The organism is Alloalcanivorax dieselolei B5 (assembly GCF_000300005.1).
GTDB classification, from domain to species: domain Bacteria; phylum Pseudomonadota; class Gammaproteobacteria; order Pseudomonadales; family Alcanivoracaceae; genus Alloalcanivorax; species Alloalcanivorax dieselolei.
Genome location: NC_018691.1, coordinates 4743057 through 4758449, shown reverse-complemented (window position 1 = coordinate 4758449; position 15393 = coordinate 4743057). Strand labels below are relative to the sequence as shown.

Annotated in this window: 14 protein-coding genes; 10 read left to right on the top strand and 4 right to left on the bottom strand. The window is 61.6% G+C overall.

All coding sequences use genetic code 11. The annotated features are described in order from the left end of the window. Window positions 1-646 precede the first annotated feature (646 nt). A complete protein-coding gene (gene yihA / locus B5T_RS21305) occupies window positions 647-1282 on the bottom strand; it encodes a ribosome biogenesis GTP-binding protein YihA/YsxC (RefSeq protein ID WP_041717825.1) in 636 nt (211 codons plus the stop codon). A 215-nt stretch (window positions 1283-1497) separates the two neighbouring features. Here yihA and B5T_RS21300 point away from each other — a divergent pair, with 215 nt between their 5' ends. From B5T_RS21300 to B5T_RS21255, 10 genes are all read left to right on the top strand, one after another. Beyond that, window positions 1498-1785, top strand: a complete 288-nt coding sequence (locus B5T_RS21300) for a c-type cytochrome (protein WP_014996599.1) — start codon at window positions 1498-1500, stop codon at window positions 1783-1785. A gap of 23 nt (window positions 1786-1808) precedes the next feature. Further along, window positions 1809-2450, top strand: a complete 642-nt coding sequence (locus B5T_RS21295; protein WP_014996598.1) for a c-type cytochrome — start codon at window positions 1809-1811, stop codon at window positions 2448-2450. A 199-nt stretch (window positions 2451-2649) separates the two neighbouring features. Further along, window positions 2650-3291 (top strand): thiol:disulfide interchange protein DsbA/DsbL, encoded by a 642-nt coding sequence (locus B5T_RS21290; protein WP_014996597.1) that lies wholly within the window; start codon window positions 2650-2652, stop codon window positions 3289-3291. Between the two features lie 8 nt (window positions 3292-3299). Then, window positions 3300-4199, top strand: coding sequence for an endonuclease/exonuclease/phosphatase family protein (locus B5T_RS21285; protein WP_014996596.1), 900 nt, complete (start codon window positions 3300-3302; stop codon window positions 4197-4199). 249 nt (window positions 4200-4448) lie between these two features. Further along, the gene (gene nosR, locus B5T_RS21280; protein WP_014996595.1) at window positions 4449-6575 is read left to right on the top strand and encodes a transcriptional regulator NosR; all 2127 of its coding nucleotides are present in this window, start codon (window positions 4449-4451) and stop codon (window positions 6573-6575) included. A gap of 38 nt (window positions 6576-6613) precedes the next feature. Next, the gene (gene nosZ, locus B5T_RS21275; protein ID WP_014996594.1) at window positions 6614-8521 is read left to right on the top strand and encodes a TAT-dependent nitrous-oxide reductase; all 1908 of its coding nucleotides are present in this window, start codon (window positions 6614-6616) and stop codon (window positions 8519-8521) included. Between the two features lie 32 nt (window positions 8522-8553). Beyond that, entirely contained in the window at window positions 8554-9855 is a 1302-nt protein-coding gene (locus B5T_RS21270) for a nitrous oxide reductase family maturation protein NosD (protein WP_014996593.1), read from the top strand. Next, window positions 9842-10708 carry an ABC transporter ATP-binding protein gene (locus tag B5T_RS21265; protein ID WP_014996592.1) on the top strand — a complete coding sequence of 289 codons (867 nt, stop codon included), beginning with the start codon at window positions 9842-9844 and terminating at the stop codon, window positions 10706-10708. The genes B5T_RS21270 and B5T_RS21265 overlap by 14 nt, the downstream gene beginning before the upstream one ends. Continuing rightward, window positions 10705-11532, top strand: a complete 828-nt coding sequence (locus B5T_RS21260) for an ABC transporter permease (RefSeq protein ID WP_014996591.1) — start codon at window positions 10705-10707, stop codon at window positions 11530-11532. The genes B5T_RS21265 and B5T_RS21260 overlap by 4 nt, the downstream gene beginning before the upstream one ends. Before the next feature lie 8 nt (window positions 11533-11540). Beyond that, complete coding sequence (locus tag B5T_RS21255; protein ID WP_014996590.1) at window positions 11541-12044, top strand: nitrous oxide reductase accessory protein NosL; 504 nt, start codon at window positions 11541-11543, stop codon at window positions 12042-12044. A 9-nt stretch (window positions 12045-12053) separates the two neighbouring features. Here B5T_RS21255 and B5T_RS21250 read toward each other — a convergent pair whose 3' ends face one another. The 3 genes from B5T_RS21250 to B5T_RS21240 form a co-directional block, all read right to left on the bottom strand. Continuing rightward, window positions 12054-12371: a c-type cytochrome gene (locus B5T_RS21250; protein ID WP_014996589.1), complete on the bottom strand. Its 318-nt coding sequence runs from the start codon at window positions 12369-12371 to the stop codon at window positions 12054-12056. A gap of 173 nt (window positions 12372-12544) precedes the next feature. Further along, window positions 12545-13717, bottom strand: coding sequence for a helix-turn-helix transcriptional regulator (locus B5T_RS21245; protein ID WP_014996588.1), 1173 nt, complete (start codon window positions 13715-13717; stop codon window positions 12545-12547). A 210-nt stretch (window positions 13718-13927) separates the two neighbouring features. Then, window positions 13928-15280 (bottom strand): deoxyguanosinetriphosphate triphosphohydrolase, encoded by a 1353-nt coding sequence (locus tag B5T_RS21240; RefSeq protein WP_014996587.1) that lies wholly within the window; start codon window positions 15278-15280, stop codon window positions 13928-13930. Window positions 15281-15393 lie beyond the last annotated feature (113 nt).

Below are 15393 nucleotides of genomic sequence, written 5' to 3'. Positions count from 1 at the left end.
CGTGTTGCGTGTAAGCGTGTCGGCGAATTAGGGGGCACGGGCCAGGATGGACCAAAAAAAGGGGACACAGCGGCCGTCGTGCGGGAGCCCTCGGGCCAGCCTGTGATCCCCATCATGAAATTTGTAAAAGATGGAACCGGCAGGAACTTTCGTCGAGATAGAGCCGTCTTAATTTACAGCTACGGACTGGTTACCCCCGATCCCCCAGTACCCTCGCCGGTTCGTAGCTTCTGGACACCCCGGCCTCTTCCCCAGGAGGCCGGGGCGGCAAGCCTCCCTGGCAGCGAAGTCGTTCCCTTCCCCCCCAATTGCTGCCAGGGATTTTTTTTACCCGAAAATCAGGTTCCGGGCTTCCCCCCCTTCTTTTATGACCCCCGTCTCCGGCGGTCACACCCTTCCTCTGGACCGTGGCCTGGGCCCCGCCATGAATCGCCCCCCAGCGATGTTTTGGCGGTGCCTGTGTCGATGGCCGGTCCGGGCCGGTATTGCACCCTGATACGGAGCAAGGGCTGTGCCAGTTTCGTGAAAGCGGGAAAAACAGCCTGAAATCAAGGAGTTGGTGCTCACTGCCGAGATGTGCCTGGTATTGCCCGGGCCGGGATGCCGACAAAATTGGGCGCCGAGTGACACAAATGGGCAGTTTCGGTCAAATCACGGGAGGGGTGTCATCCTCGATCCGCAACCACTCCGCCAACTGGTCCCAGGCCTGCTCGCAGCCCTGCCCGGAGGTGGCGGAAAACAGCTGCACCCGTAGCGGCGCGGGATGATCTTTGAGGGTCTTGGTGACCTGCATCAAGGCGCTTTTGGCGGCGCCGAACTTTAATTTGTCCGCCTTGGTCAGCAGGATCAGCAGCGGCATCCCGGAACGGGCCGACCATTCGAGCATCAACTGGTCGAATTCCCGGAGCGGGTGGCGGATGTCCATCAGCAGCACCAGGCCGGTCAGGCATTCGCGGCGTGCCAGGTAGTCGTCCAGATGCTCCTGCCATTGCATGCGTACTGCTTTGTCCACCTTGGCGTAGCCATAGCCGGGCAGATCCACCAGCCGGCGTTGCTCGTCCAGGGTGAAAAAGTTCAGCAACTGGGTCCGGCCCGGTGTCTTGGAGGTGCGAGCGAGGCTGCGTTGGCCGGTCAGGCGGTTGATGGCACTGGACTTGCCGGCGTTGGAGCGCCCGGCGAACGCCACTTCCAGGCCCTCGTCGGGGGGGCACTGTTCGACGATTTGCGCGCTTTTCAGGAAAGCGGCCTGGTGCAAAAGGCGTTGAGCGGGATGCAATGGCATGGCGGTCCGGTCACGAGCATCGATGGGGGGCATCGCCCTGTCTCCGCAAATACCCATGCATAAACAGGGGATATGACGGAGGCGAGCCCGTAGTATATAATGCGCGCCGTCACGCGTGTGGCGCGTGGCGGGATTTCTACAGGTGTTTGTCTTTAAAGGCAAATTTAAAGACGCGCCTGTCGCCAGCATGACGCCAGCCCAATGGGAGGTATTGCATGAAGGGTTTGCTCGCGGGGTTCGCCCTGATGTTCATGGCCGTGGGCGCCAGCGCCGCCACGGTGCAGGAGCGTTACGACCAGAGCTGTACCTACTGCCATAGCACCGGAGCCGCCGGCGCGCCCAAGACCGGGGATCAGGCCGCCTGGAAACCGCATCTGGAGAAGGGCATGGACACGCTGGTGAAGCACGTCAAAGAGGGGTTCAGGGCGATGCCGCCAGGCGGTATGTGCAGTGACTGCTCCGACGAAGAATACCGCGCTCTGATCGAGCATATGACAAAATAACACGCTGCTTTAAAGGAAGGGCCATGAAGTGTCTTAAGCTGTTCGTGCTGCTAGCCGCTACGGCGGTTTCCCATGCCATGGCAGCCGGTGATGTTGATGCCGGCAAGGAAAAATCCCAGCCCTGCGCGGCCTGTCATGGCGCTGACGGCAACTCTCCTTCCGGTGAATGGCCCAGCCTTGCCGGACAGGGCGAAAAATACCTTGTCGAGCAGATTCAGGCGTTCAAGGACGGCGATCGGCAGAACGCGCTGATGGCTCCGATGGTGGCCAATCTCAGCGAGCAGGACATGGCCGACCTGGCGGCGTACTTCTCCGCCCAGACCATCAAGGTGGGGCAAGCTGATCCGGAACTGGTGGAACAGGGTGAGCGGATCTACCGCGGCGGCGTGATCGCCGACGGTGTTCCTGCCTGTTCCGGCTGTCACGGCCCCGCCGGTGAAGGCGTTGACGGGGCCGGTTTCCCGGCTTTGGCCGGCCAGCACGCCCAGTATCTGGAAATCCAGCTGAAGGCGTTCCGCGCCGCCGGTCGTGGCGATCTGGGGGATAATGTGGTCAAACGCACCAATGATCCGCAGGAAATGATGCGCACCGTGGCCGCCAAGATGAGCGACACGGAGATCAAGGCGGTGGCCAGCTTCCTCAACGGCTTGTCCACCGAGGAATAAACCCTCCCCGCGCGAGAAAAAGGCAGCTTCGGCTGCCTTTTTTTTTGGCTGCCGTTCTGGGTAGCTATCCTGCGTGCGCGCCAAGCCTTCACTACTGTGATACAAAAGACACCTATCATCGAAAAGGGAACCAAGGGGGGTGTTCGTGACTCTTATTGGTTTCGGTTCTCGCTAAAGCTGTGACAACAAGGAGAATTTCATGCTGCGTATGGTTAGCGCCCTGCTGATGTCCCTGGGGCTGATGATGTCCGCCACCGTGGTGGCTCAGGAAGGGCAGCCTCAATACAAAGAAGGCGTTCACTACCGGGTGCTGGATAATCCCGGCACCACCAGTGTCCCTTCCGGTAAAGTGGAAGTGCGGGAGTTTTTCTCCTACATGTGTCCGCATTGCTATTCCCTGGAACCCACCGTGGACGGCTGGTTGAAGAACAAGCCGGAAGCGGCGGCCTATGTGCGTACCCCGGTACTGTTCATGCAGCACGCCGAGCCGCTGGCCCGGGCCTACTTCATCGAGGAGTCCCAGGGGCTGATCGGCGAAATTCACCGGCCGCTGTTCGACGCCATTCATATGCACCGTGAGCGCCTGTTCGACGCCGACGCCCTGGCCGGCTTCTTCGAGAAGTACGGTGTGGAGCGCGACAAGTTCAACAGCCTGTACGGCTCCTTCGCGGTGTCCACCAAGGTTCGCGAGGCCGATGCCTTGACCCGTGAGTATCAGATCCGTGGCGTGCCGTCCCTGGTGGTGGCCGGCAAATATGCGGTGATGCGGGATAACCTCAAGAACAACGCCGAGATGTTCGACGTGGTGGACTTCCTGGTTAAAAAGGAAAGTGAGAAGTAAGTAACGCCATGCTGATGGAACGCGCTCGTAATGCCTATCAGAACTGGAAAACCCGCCCATCGGGTTTCTTACTGGCGCGGGAGGGGCACCGCCGCACCCGGCGGGTGCGTGAGGTGTCGTTGCCCAGCGACACCCTCAAGATTCTCAGCTTCAACATTCAGGCGGGTATTGGCACCAGCCGGTTCCGGGATTACGTGACCGGCAGCTGGAAGCATCTGGTGGCGCACCCGCGCAGTGTGGAGATCATCGAACAGATCGCCGATGTGGTGCGTCATTTCGATGTGGTTGGCCTGCAGGAAGTGGATGGCGGCAGCCTGCGCTCACGCAACCTCAACCAATTGGTGCACCTGGCGAGCCTGGCGGATTTCCCGTTCTGGCATCAGCAGTTGAACCGTAATCTGGGGCGGCTGGGGCAATTCAGCAACGGTTTACTCAGCCGCATGTCACCCTACGCGGTGGAAGACCACATCCTTCCCGGCCTGCCTGGCCGGGGCGCCATCGTGATCAAATTCGGCCATCCGGTGGAGCCGCTGGTGGTGGCGGTGTGCCATCTGGCACTGGGCGAAAAGATGCGCAATACCCAGCTGACCTACCTGGCGGACCTGCTGCGGCCTTACCGTTACAGTCTGATCATGGGTGACTTCAACTGCCGGCCGGAGCATCTCACCGCCTCGCCGCTGACGGATCTTGGCCTGGTACTGGTGGAAGGCGATTTGCAGACCTACCCCAGCTGGGCACCGGATCGTCATATCGACCATATCCTGGCCACACCGGAACTGCAGGTACGCCACAGCCGAGTGCTGGAGGACTGTCTGTTATCGGATCATCTTCCCCTGGCCACGGAAATCCGCATTCCCGATGCGGTGCGCGCGGCCAGTCTGGAGCATCGGCTGCCGCTGATCGAGTGATGTCCCGGAAGAGCCTCTTCCCACAGACCGTACTACCAAGCCGTTGTAGGAGCTTGCCTTGCAAGCGAATGGGCTCCCTGCAAAAGATTCGCTTGCAGGCACGCTCCTAAAGCGGCCTGGTAGCAACCTCTGAATCATGCTGGGGCCGATAGCGGCATCCTGATTTTCCTTCGTCACGTTGATGTATGTCAGCCATGCTGGCGGCACGGCTCGTAACATGCGCTGAAAATGCATGTTATGGGGCGTGCGATGTCGTTGTTTTCGCGCTGGAAAGGGGGATGGCTGACCATACTGTGTCTGGTCGGCGCTTGGCTGTGTTCGCCGGTCCTGGCGGATCTGGATCGGCAGCGCGTGGAGGCGGTGTTTCCCGGCGCGGACCGGTCCGAGCCGGAAGGGGACTTCCAGGTCCGGACCCTGTCCCGCAACGGCGATCTTCTTGGCTATCTGTTTTACAGCCAGGATGTGGTCAATGTTCCCGCTTATTCCGGCAAGCCCATCAACGTGCAAATCGTGATGGACCCTCAGGGTGTCATTCTCGATGCCTACGTGGTGGAGCATCACGAACCTATCCTGCTGGTCGGGATTCCTGAACAGAAACTCCACGACTTCAGTGCTCACTATGCCGGTGTCGGCGCCGATCAGCGGGTCGTGGTGGGGCGCTCCCGTGACCCCGAGACGGTAACCATTGATGCGGTAAGCGGCGCGACAGTCACGGTCATGGTGGTCAACGAAACCATCATGGGAGCGGCGCGCAAAGTGGCGGTGTCGCTGGGATTGATCGAAGCGCCATCGGCCCGGCGCCGCGCGGCGCGTATCCGTGGTGGCCGGGGAGCGGCGGTGGGCTGGGAGGAACTGGCCGGCAAGGGGGCTCTGCGCCGGCTGCATCTGACCCGCGGGCAAGTGGATGAGGCCTTTCGCGGCACCGAGGCGGAAGGAATGGAGCAGACTGCCCCTGACCAGCGCGGCGACGTCTTCATCGATCTGTATACCGGCTTGCTGAACCCGCCGGAAGTAGGCGCCAGCCTGCTGGGCAAGGCGGGCTACAAGACATTGATGGCGGAACTGGGGAAAGGCGAGTACGCCATCGCGGTGCTGGCCAACGGGCGCTATTCGTTCAAGGGCTCAGGCTATGTGCGCGGCGGTATCTTCGACCGGGTCCAACTGCGCCAAAATGGCGCCATCATCAGCTTCCGGGATCTGGACTATCAGCGGTTATCCGATGTCTATGCCGCCGGCATGCCGGGGTTTTCGGAAATGGCGATCTTCATCGTCCGCCCGGAGCACCGTTTCGACCCCGGTAGCCCCTGGACCCTGGAATTGCTGGTGCGCCGGCAGACCGGCCCGGTCAGCGGCATCTTCACCAGCTTCGAATTGCCCTACGCCACGCCGGAAGCCTATCTGGAACGGCCGGAACCGCTGGTGGCCCCGGAGGAAAAACCGGTATGGGTGCGGATCTGGTACCAGAAGCAGTTCCAGGTGGCCGTCATCGGCGCTGCTTTGGGACTGTTGCTGGTGATTCTGTTTCTGCAGGACCGCCTGGCACGGCACCCGCGCCAGTTGCATTGGCTGCGGTGGGCCTACTTGCTGTTCACCGTGGTCTTTATCGGTTGGTACGCCCTCGGCCAGTTGTCCGTGGTCAACGTGCTGACCTTCGTCCACGCGGTGATGGACGATTTCCATTGGGGGTTGTTCCTCAGCGATCCGGTGATCTTCGTCCTGTGGACTTTTACCGCGGCCAGCGTGCTGTTGTGGGGCCGGGGTGTGTTCTGCGGATGGCTGTGCCCCTTCGGCGCGCTCCAGGAACTGCTCAACGAAGCGGCGCGCAAACTTCGCGTTCCTCAGTATGAATTGCCGTTCGCTCTGCACGAACGTCTGTGGGCGGTGAAGTACCTGATCCTGCTGGCACTGTTCGGTATTTCGCTGGATTCCATGGCCACGGCGGAGCGGTTCGCTGAAATCGAACCGTTCAAAACCGCCTTCACTCTGCACTTCGACCGCCAATGGTGGTTTGTGCTCTACGCGGTGGCTCTGCTGGTCATGAATCTGTTTACCCGCAAAGTTTATTGCCGCTACCTGTGTCCGCTGGGCGCGGCTTTGGCGGTGCCCAGCAAACTCAGATTGTTCGACTGGCTCAAGCGTCGCAAGGAATGCGGCAACCCCTGCCAATTGTGCGCCAGGGAATGCGAAATCCAGGCCATTCACCCGGACGGGCGTATCAACGTCAACGAGTGCCACTACTGCCTGGATTGCCAGATGACCTATTACAACGAAGACAAATGCCCGCCGCTGATCCTGAAGAAAAAACGGGCCGGCAAAGGAAAGCGGAGCGTCCCCGAGGCGGAGCGTATTCCCGCCTTGCAACTGGAAGAAGGTTGAAGGCCGGTACGCCGGCTACAGACAACGGAGAAACGACAATGACACACGATCAGTTCAACGACGACAACGGGAATGCTCAGGGCGAGGGACTGACCCGGCGCGGATTCCTCGGCGCCGGCACTCTCGGGGGCGCGGCCCTGGCGGGCGCCGCCACTCTGGGTGGCGTGGTGATGACGCGGGAAACCTGGGCCTCCTCGGTAAAGGAAGCCATGGCCAAGGCCCATGTGGGGCCCGGTGAGCTGGATGAATATTACGGCTTCTGGAGTGGTGGACACTCCGGCGAGGTGCGGGTGCTGGGTGTGCCCTCCATGCGTGAACTGCTGCGGATTCCGGTGTTCAACGTGGATTCCGCCACGGGTTGGGGGCTGACCGACGAAAGCAAACAGGTGCTTGGTGACAGCGCCCGTTACCTCAACGGTGACAGCCACCACCCGCACATCTCCATGACGGATGGCCGGTATGACGGCAAATACCTGTTCATCAATGACAAGGCCAACAGCCGGGTGGCCCGGGTGCGTCTGGATATCATGAAATGCGACCGCATCCTCACGGTACCCAACGTCCAGGCCATCCACGGTCTGCGCCTGCAGAAAGTGCCGCACACCAAGTATGTGTTCGCCAACGCGGAATTCATCATTCCGCATCCCAATGACGGCTCGTCCTTCGATATCCAGGATGATGGCAGCTACACGATGTTCAACGCCATCGACGCCGAGCGGATGGAGATGGCGTTCCAGGTCATCGTCGACGGTAACCTGGACAACACCGACGCCGACTATACCGGCAAGTACGCGGCGTCCACCTGTTACAACTCGGAGAAAGCCACGGACCTGGGCGGCATGATGCGCAATGAGCGCGACTGGGTGGTGGTGTTCAATATCCCGCGCATCGAAGCGGCCATCAAAGCCGGCAAGTTCACCACGCTGGGTGACAGCAAGGTGCCGGTGGTGGATGGCCGGCACGGGTCGGATCTGACCCGCTACATTCCGGTGCCGAAGAACCCGCACGGCCTGAATACATCGCCGGACGGCAAGTACTTCATCGCCAACGGCAAGCTCTCGCCCACCTGCACCATCATTGAGATCGCGCGGCTGGACGACTTGTTCGGCGGCAAGCTCAAGAAACCCAGGGATGTGGTGGTGGGCGAACCGGAGCTGGGGCTGGGGCCGCTGCACACCACCTTCGATGGTCGTGGCAACGCCTATACCACTCTGTTCATCGACAGCCAGGTGGCGAAGTGGAACATCGAAGAGGCGATCCGCGCTTACCAAGGGGAAAAAACCAACTACATCAAACAGAAGCTGGATGTGCACTATCAGCCAGGGCATAACCACGCCTCGCTGACCGAAAGTCGGGACGCGGATGGCAAGTGGCTGGTGGTGCTGAGCAAGTTCTCCAAGGACCGTTTCCTGCCTACCGGTCCACTGCACCCGGAGAATGATCAACTGATCGATATTTCCGGCGAGGAAATGAAACTGGTGCATGACGGCCCCACCTTTGCCGAACCCCACGACTGCATCCTGGTGCGCCGGGATCAGATCAAGACGAAAAAAATCTGGGAGCGGAACGATCCGTTTTTCGCCGCCACCGTGGCCCGGGCGAAAAAAGACGGCATCACCCTGGAGCAGGACAACAAGGTGATCCGTGAGGGTAACAAGGTGCGGGTCTATATGACCTCCATGGCACCGGCTTACGGATTGGCCGAGTTCAAGGTGAAGCAGGGCGACGAAGTCACGGTGACCATCACCAACATCGATCGTATCGAGGACGTGTCTCACGGTTTCGTGCTCACCAACCACGGTGTCAGCATGGAAATCAGTCCGCAGCAAACCTCTTCCATCACCTTCATCGCCGATAAACCCGGCGTGCACTGGTATTACTGCAGCTGGTTCTGTCATGCCCTGCACATGGAGATGGTCGGCCGCATGCTGGTGGAGAAAGCCTGATTGGAAGGGGGCGCGGCGGTGCGAGTGCAGTGATGGCGGTGCTGAGACGAATCGGGTTGTTTTGCCTGGCGCTGTGGGGCGCGTCCGGCATGACGGCCCAGGCCGGGATGCCATCCCGCGACCTCATTGCCGTGGCGACGGCGGCCCCGGAGGAGAACCGCTGGCGTGTGCCGGTGGGGATCCACCGGGGGCGTTTTCGCATTGACCGGGAGGGCGCCGAAGTGATTTGCGAGGCCGGCGCGGTGCTGGACGCGGAAGGCTACGGCAACGGTCTGACCATTGCCGCCACCAATGTGCGGGTCAGTGGCTGCTCCTTGCGTAACTGGGGCAAAGACCTGACCGCCATGGATGCCGGGGTGTTCATCGAGAAGGGCGCCACCGGCACCACGTTACGGGACAACCAGCTCAGCGGACCCGGCTTTGGGATCTGGGTGGACGGTGCCGCCGAGGTCACGGTCAGCGGTAATCGTATCCGCGGAGACACTTCGCTGCGCTCACAGGATCGTGGCAATGGCATTCATCTGTACGCCGTAACCGGGGCCCTGGTGACCGGCAACCGGGTGCGTGAAACCCGCGATGGCATCTACATCGACACCTCCAACGGCAACCGCCTGCAAGGCAATGTGCTGGAGGACCTGCGCTACGGCATTCACTACATGTTTTCCCATGACAACAAAGTGGTCGGCAACACCACCCGGCGCACCCGCACCGGCTACGCCCTGATGCAAAGCCGTGCTCTGTGGGTTGAGGGCAACTGCTCCGAAGATGATCAGAACTACGGCATCCTGATGAACTACATCACCTATTCCACCCTGCGTGGCAACCGGATTCACGGTGTGCGCCGTGGAGCCACCGGCGACGCCATGATCAGTGGCGCCGAAGGCAAAGCGCTGTTCGTTTACAACTCACTGTACAACGACATCACCGACAACCGTTTTGAACAAAGCACCCTGGGCATCCATCTGACCGCCGGTTCCGAGGACAACCAGCTCAGCGGCAACCATTTCATCGGCAATCAACAACAGGTGAAGTACGTGGCCACCCGCACCCAGGAATGGTCACGACAGGGCAGAGGCAACTACTGGAGTGACTACCTGGGTTGGGACCGAGACGGTGACGGCATCGGCGACGTGCCGTATCAGCCCAACGACGATTTGGACCGGCTGTTGTGGCTGTACCCCCAGGCCCGGCTGCTGATGAGTAGCCCGTCCGTGAGCCTGTTGCGCTGGGCACAGAACGCGTTCCCGGTAACGCGCTCACCGGGCGTGCGCGACAGCCACCCCTTGATGATGGTGGACGAGACCGCCGTGGAGATCTGTCATGACAGCGATTGAGATGCGTTCGGTACGGCACGGTTATGGCCGCACCACGGTGCTGCACGATCTGAGCCTGACGGTGGGGGAAGGTGAGGTGCTGGGCCTGTTCGGCCATAACGGCGCCGGCAAAACCACCACCATGAAACTGATTCTCGGCGTATTGCGGGCGGATGCCGGAGAGGTGCGGGTGCTGGGCGTGTCGGCGGGGGAAGCACGGGCCCGCCGCGAACTCGGTTACCTGCCCGAGAACGTCAGTTTCTATCCACAACTCAGTGGGCGGGAGACCCTGGCCTATTTCGCCCGTTTGAAGGGCGTGCCGGTGTCCGGCATCGCAGCGCTGCTCGATCAGGTGGGCCTGACGGACGCCGCCGATCGCCGGGTCCGCACCTACTCCAAGGGGATGCGTCAGCGCCTGGGGCTGGCCCAGGCGCTGCTCGGTGAACCCCGCCTTTTGCTGCTGGATGAGCCCACGGTGGGGCTGGATCCCATCGCCACCGCGGACCTGTATGCGCTGATCGACGATCTGCGCCGCCGTGGCACGGCGGTGGTGCTGTGCTCCCATGTGCTGGCCGGGGTGGAGAGCTATATCGATCGCGCCGCCATCTTGTGCCAGGGTCGGCTCAGGGCGCTGGGCAGCCTGCCAGAGTTGCAACGGGAAGCGGGATTGCGCTGGCGTTTGACCAGCCTGCAGGTGGATCCGCAGGGGCGCACCCTCCGATGCGAACGAACCGTGGCGGCGAAGGAAAAAATGGCCTGGTTGCGCGCTCTGTCAGGCCAGCCGGAAACCGTGGACGTGGAGGTGCGGGCGCCGTCCCTGGAGGACCTCTATCGTCATTTTCAGGGCGCCGCCGGGCGGAGGGAGCGAGTGTGACCGTGCTGTGGTTCATTGCCATGAAGGAATTGCGGGACGCCCTGCGCAACCGCTGGCTGCTGGCCATCAGTGTTCTGTTCGCCGTTCTCGCCGTGGGTATCGCTTGGTTTGGCGCCGCTGCCTCGGGCGTGGTGGGATTCACCAATGTGCCGGCCACCATGGCCAGCCTCTCCACTCTGGCTACGCTGCTGATTCCTTTGATCGCGCTGATGCTGGCTTATGACGCCATCGTCGGTGAGGACGAGGCCGGCACTTTGCTGTTGCTGTTGTCCTATCCGCTGAGGCGGGAACAGCTGCTGCTCGGCAAATTCGTCGGACATGGCCTGATTCTGGCCCTGGCCACGGTGGCCGGATTCGGCGCCGCCCTGGTGGCCATTCTGATCGGGGTGGACGGCGTGCCAACGGCGGCGCTGGCGGGCGCGTTCGCGCGTTTCGCGGTGTCGTCGATGATGCTCGGCTGGGTGTTCCTGGCCATGGCCTATGTGCTCAGTTGCCGGGTGCGGGAGAAATCCACCGCTGCCGGACTGGCCCTGGCCGTATGGTTCTTCTTTGTGCTGGTGTTCGACTGGCTGCTGCTGGCGTTGCTGGTGCTCAGCGAGGGGCGTTTCAGTCCGGAGTCTCTGCCCTGGGTGCTGCTGTGCAGCCCCACGGATCTGTATCGGCTCATCAACCTGAGCGGGTTCGACGCCGGCGCGGAGGTGACCGGTGTGCTGGCCCTGGGCCGGGAGTTGCCGGTGCCGGTCTGGGGGCTTTGGGGCGCCTTGGGGTTGTGGATGCTGATGCCGTTGATGCTGGCGCTGGTTCTTTTTCGTCGTCGTGTATGAGGTGCGCTATGGGAAAATGGGGAATCGGGTTGGGTCTGCTGATACTGATGTTGCTGGCGGGCTGTGAGGAGACGTCGCCGGCGGCCCTGGAGCCGGTGCCGTTCCATGCCGATGACGAATGCCATGTCTGCGGCATGATCATCGCCGATTTTCCGGGTCCCAAGGGGGAAGCGGTGTCGCCAAGGCAGGTGCGCCGCTTCTGCTCGGTGGCGGAAATGCTGGGCTGGTGGAGTCAGCCGGAGAATCAGGTGGGAGAAAGCCGTCTCTATGTCCATGATATGGCGCGCGGAGACTGGAACCGGCCGGATGACGATCATCTGATCGACGCGGGTCAGGCCTGGTACGTGATTGGTGGTGACTTGCCGGGAGCGATGGGCGTCACCGTGGCGTCCTTCGCCGAAAAAGCGGCGGCCGAGGATTGGGCCGGACGACACGGCGGTCAGGTGTACCGCTTCGAGGAACTGAAACCCTCGCTATGGCGGCAGCCCGCGTCCAGGGCCGGGCATCATTGAACGGTGGCTTTATTTCTGCTGCAGAATCCATTCGGCCAGGGTTTTGGCTTCCTCATCGGTCACCGCGTTCGGTGGCATTGGAATGGCGCCCCAGATGCCCTGGCTGCCTTCCTGGATGTGTTTTGCCAAAGTGGCGGCGGCGCCGTCCTGACCGGCGTATTTGTTCGCCACATCCTGGTAGGACGGGCCGACCATGGGGCCGTCGATCTTGTGGCAGGCCACGCAGGCCTTGGCTTGATACAGGGTCTCGGCGTCCGCCGCCAGGGCCAGACCAGGACTCAGGGAAGCGGCCGCCAGGGCGGCCAGGGAAAAGGCGATTACTTTCATCGGAGACTCCGTCGCGGGACTGCCAATAGGGATCGGAGTCGATTGTAGGGCCGGTCACGGAAGCGGCCTTGATCTGCATCATGCTTGATCCTCTCGGGTTGGCATCGGCATCAACTAACCGAGGCTTTCCGTGCTTCTGGCCCGCCCGCCTTGCCTTCCCGGGCATGGGCTGATCAAGGCAGGGTGATGGGCGGAGGGGCGGGGCTCAAGGCGGGAGACTTGAGGACGCGGGCGGCCAGTTCGTTTTGCCGGGTCGTACCGGTTTTGCGGAACACGGATTTCAGTTGGCTGCGTGCCGTTTGCACCGAAATGCCCTGGCGGTCGGCGAGATCGGCCAGTGTTCCGCCTTCGGCTATGGCGCGGGCCACCTTGGCCTCCGCGGGTGTGAGCCCAAACAGAGTGGCGACGTGCTCCTCATCCACATGAACAGTCTCCTCGGGCAGATGGAAATGCAGCAGCGCCCGTCCTTCCACGGGGAACAGAATCCGGCCGACTTCCGGTGCCAGTGGACTGAGCAGGCACGCCAGTGGCTGATCGCCGAGACGAGGCGCCAGTAGCAGATCCCCGGCATGCCGCCAATCACGGCCAGCGCTGGTCAGAATGCCGTTGACCGAATGCAGGAAGCGTTGCTGTAGTGGGCGGTGCCTGAACATCAAACGCCCGTTCCGGTAGAGCAGGGCATTTTCATTGGCCAATAGGGCCTCCGCCCGTTGGCAGAGGTAGTCGACACGACCGGCGGGGCCCAACAGGATGAAAGGACGATGTGCCGCCAGCTCGCCGGCAAGGGCGCGGCGGCGAAGCCCGGCGGCTTCAAGATTCAGTTGAATGGCGCGGCGTATATGCGGCACCAGCCCGTTGAACCAGGTGGTATCGACGTGATGGTATGGACCGTGATCACGGGTGCGCTGCACCAACAACTGAACGGTATGGTCCCGGTTCTGATAAACGGTGCCGCAAACCCCGTGGTGGATATCCAGCCCCCGGGCCCAGTCGTTGTAAAACTCGGTCTGGTAGAACCGGTTTTGCCGGCAGGAGAAGTCCAAATAGGTGGAATAGAGCTGTCCCGATGGTTTCTGTTTGAGCTCCGGACGCCAGGGGCAGGCGTTAACGAAGTGATCGACGTACTGCTGGTGAGCGCTGTCGTCGATATTGATCTTCATGCTGGATTGCACTTGTTCCGCGACTCGGTCCAATACCAGTAGACGGGCCGAACGAGAGCGGCTCACGCGTACCAGTTTGTCCAGAAACATGGACCAGTAGTTCTGGTCCATGGGGGTTGCGTACAACACATCCAGGAGTTCATCGTACTGCCGTCCCGAAAAGGGAAGTCGACTTGAGCTTTTCATTTCGACTCTCAATGCCTGCTTGTTTGTGAACTATGTCACAAAATAAAAGATGCAACGAGTAAGCCAAAAATGGCCGTGGGGCATTCCCGCACTGTTGGTTTTTCCGGTGGCGGGGGTCTTCGAGGCGGTTCCACTCACCGATTGAAAAGCCTTTCATAGCCTTGCCGCCGTCGCTCCGTTCCGAGACCTCCCGATTGGGGGAGATCGGGTTCAGTAGCGGGTTTCCGCCATCCCCGAGAACTGCTTGGCCAGATAAGTGGCGTAGTTGTCGGTCATGCCGGAGAGGAAATCCAGCGCCCGCATGATGCACTGATAAATGCGCTCCTGTTCCGGCAGGTTGGGCAGGTCATCGGGGAAGCTGTGACGGCCGATCAGGTCGATGATGCGCTCGTGGCGGTAATTGCGCGCGGTGCCACGGGCGTGGGACAACGCCGCGTCGATCAGGCCGTCGAGCAGGGCGCCCATGACCTCGAAGGCGCCGATTTCCAGTTCGATTTTGCGTGGGTGCTCGAACACCTTGCCGCGGGCCAGTTGCTTGGCGTTCTCCACCACATCGTGTACCACCGGCTCACAATGGTGCAGCAGATCCCCGTCCATGCGCCCTTCCAGCAAGCGCTGGTGATTGGCGATGAAGGCCTCGACGCCGGCCTCGATAAAGCGTTCAATGATCTTGCCCCGCAGCAGCGCCGCCTTACGGCCATCGCGCAGTCCGGAGTGCACCAGGCTGCGTACTTCGGCGGTGTCCGGCAGCGCCGGTTGCAGCAAGGCATAGACCTCGTCCCAGTGCAGCAGATCCATCTCCAGACCGTCCTCCAGATCGATGATGGCGTAGCAGAAATCGTCCGCTGCCTCCATCAGGTAGGCCAGGGGATGGCGGCAATAGCGGTCCGCGTCCAGGGGGCGCAGTCCAGTGGCCTGGCAGACTTCCCGGAACGCCCCGGTCTCGGAGACGAAGGCGCTGTACTTGCCCGGTTTGATGCCGCTTTCGCCGGCCTGGGCGGATAACCAGGGATATTTGAGAAAGGTGGCCAGAGTGGCGTAGGTTAGACGCATGCCATCCTGGTATTGGTGGTACTCGCTTTTGGTGAGAATGCGGAAACCCTGGGCATTGCCTTCGAAGTAAATCAGATCGGATTGTTGGGCGGGGCTGAGCAGTTCCAGATAACGCTGGCCCCGCTCCTGGAACCAGGCTCGGATGGCTCGCTCGCCGGTATGGCCGAACGGCGGGTTGCCGATGTCATGGGCCAGGCACGCGGATTGCACGATGTCGCCAAGGTCGGTGGCGTTGGTGCCCGCCGGCAACAGCTTCAGGCGTTCCAAGCGCTCACCCACCTGGATGCCCAAGGTCCGGCCCACGCACGACACCTCCAGGGAATGGGTGAGACGGTTGTGCACGTGGTCGTTGGTGGCCAGCGGGTGTACCTGGGTCTTGCGGGCCAGGCGCCGGAAGGCGCCGGAAAAGATGATCTTGTCGTGGTCGCGCAGAAAGGCGGTGCGCCCGGTTTCATCCTTGGCGTCGCGGTGTCCCAGGCGCTCCTTGTTGAGCAGGTGTTCCCAATGCATGGTCTGGATGCCATTGAAGAGAGGAGCCGGGCTCCCCAACTGCGTTTACATCGGTGAGGCGGGCCACCGATACCGTTGATGTCATCTTGGTGGACCCGGTGCCGGGGTCAAGC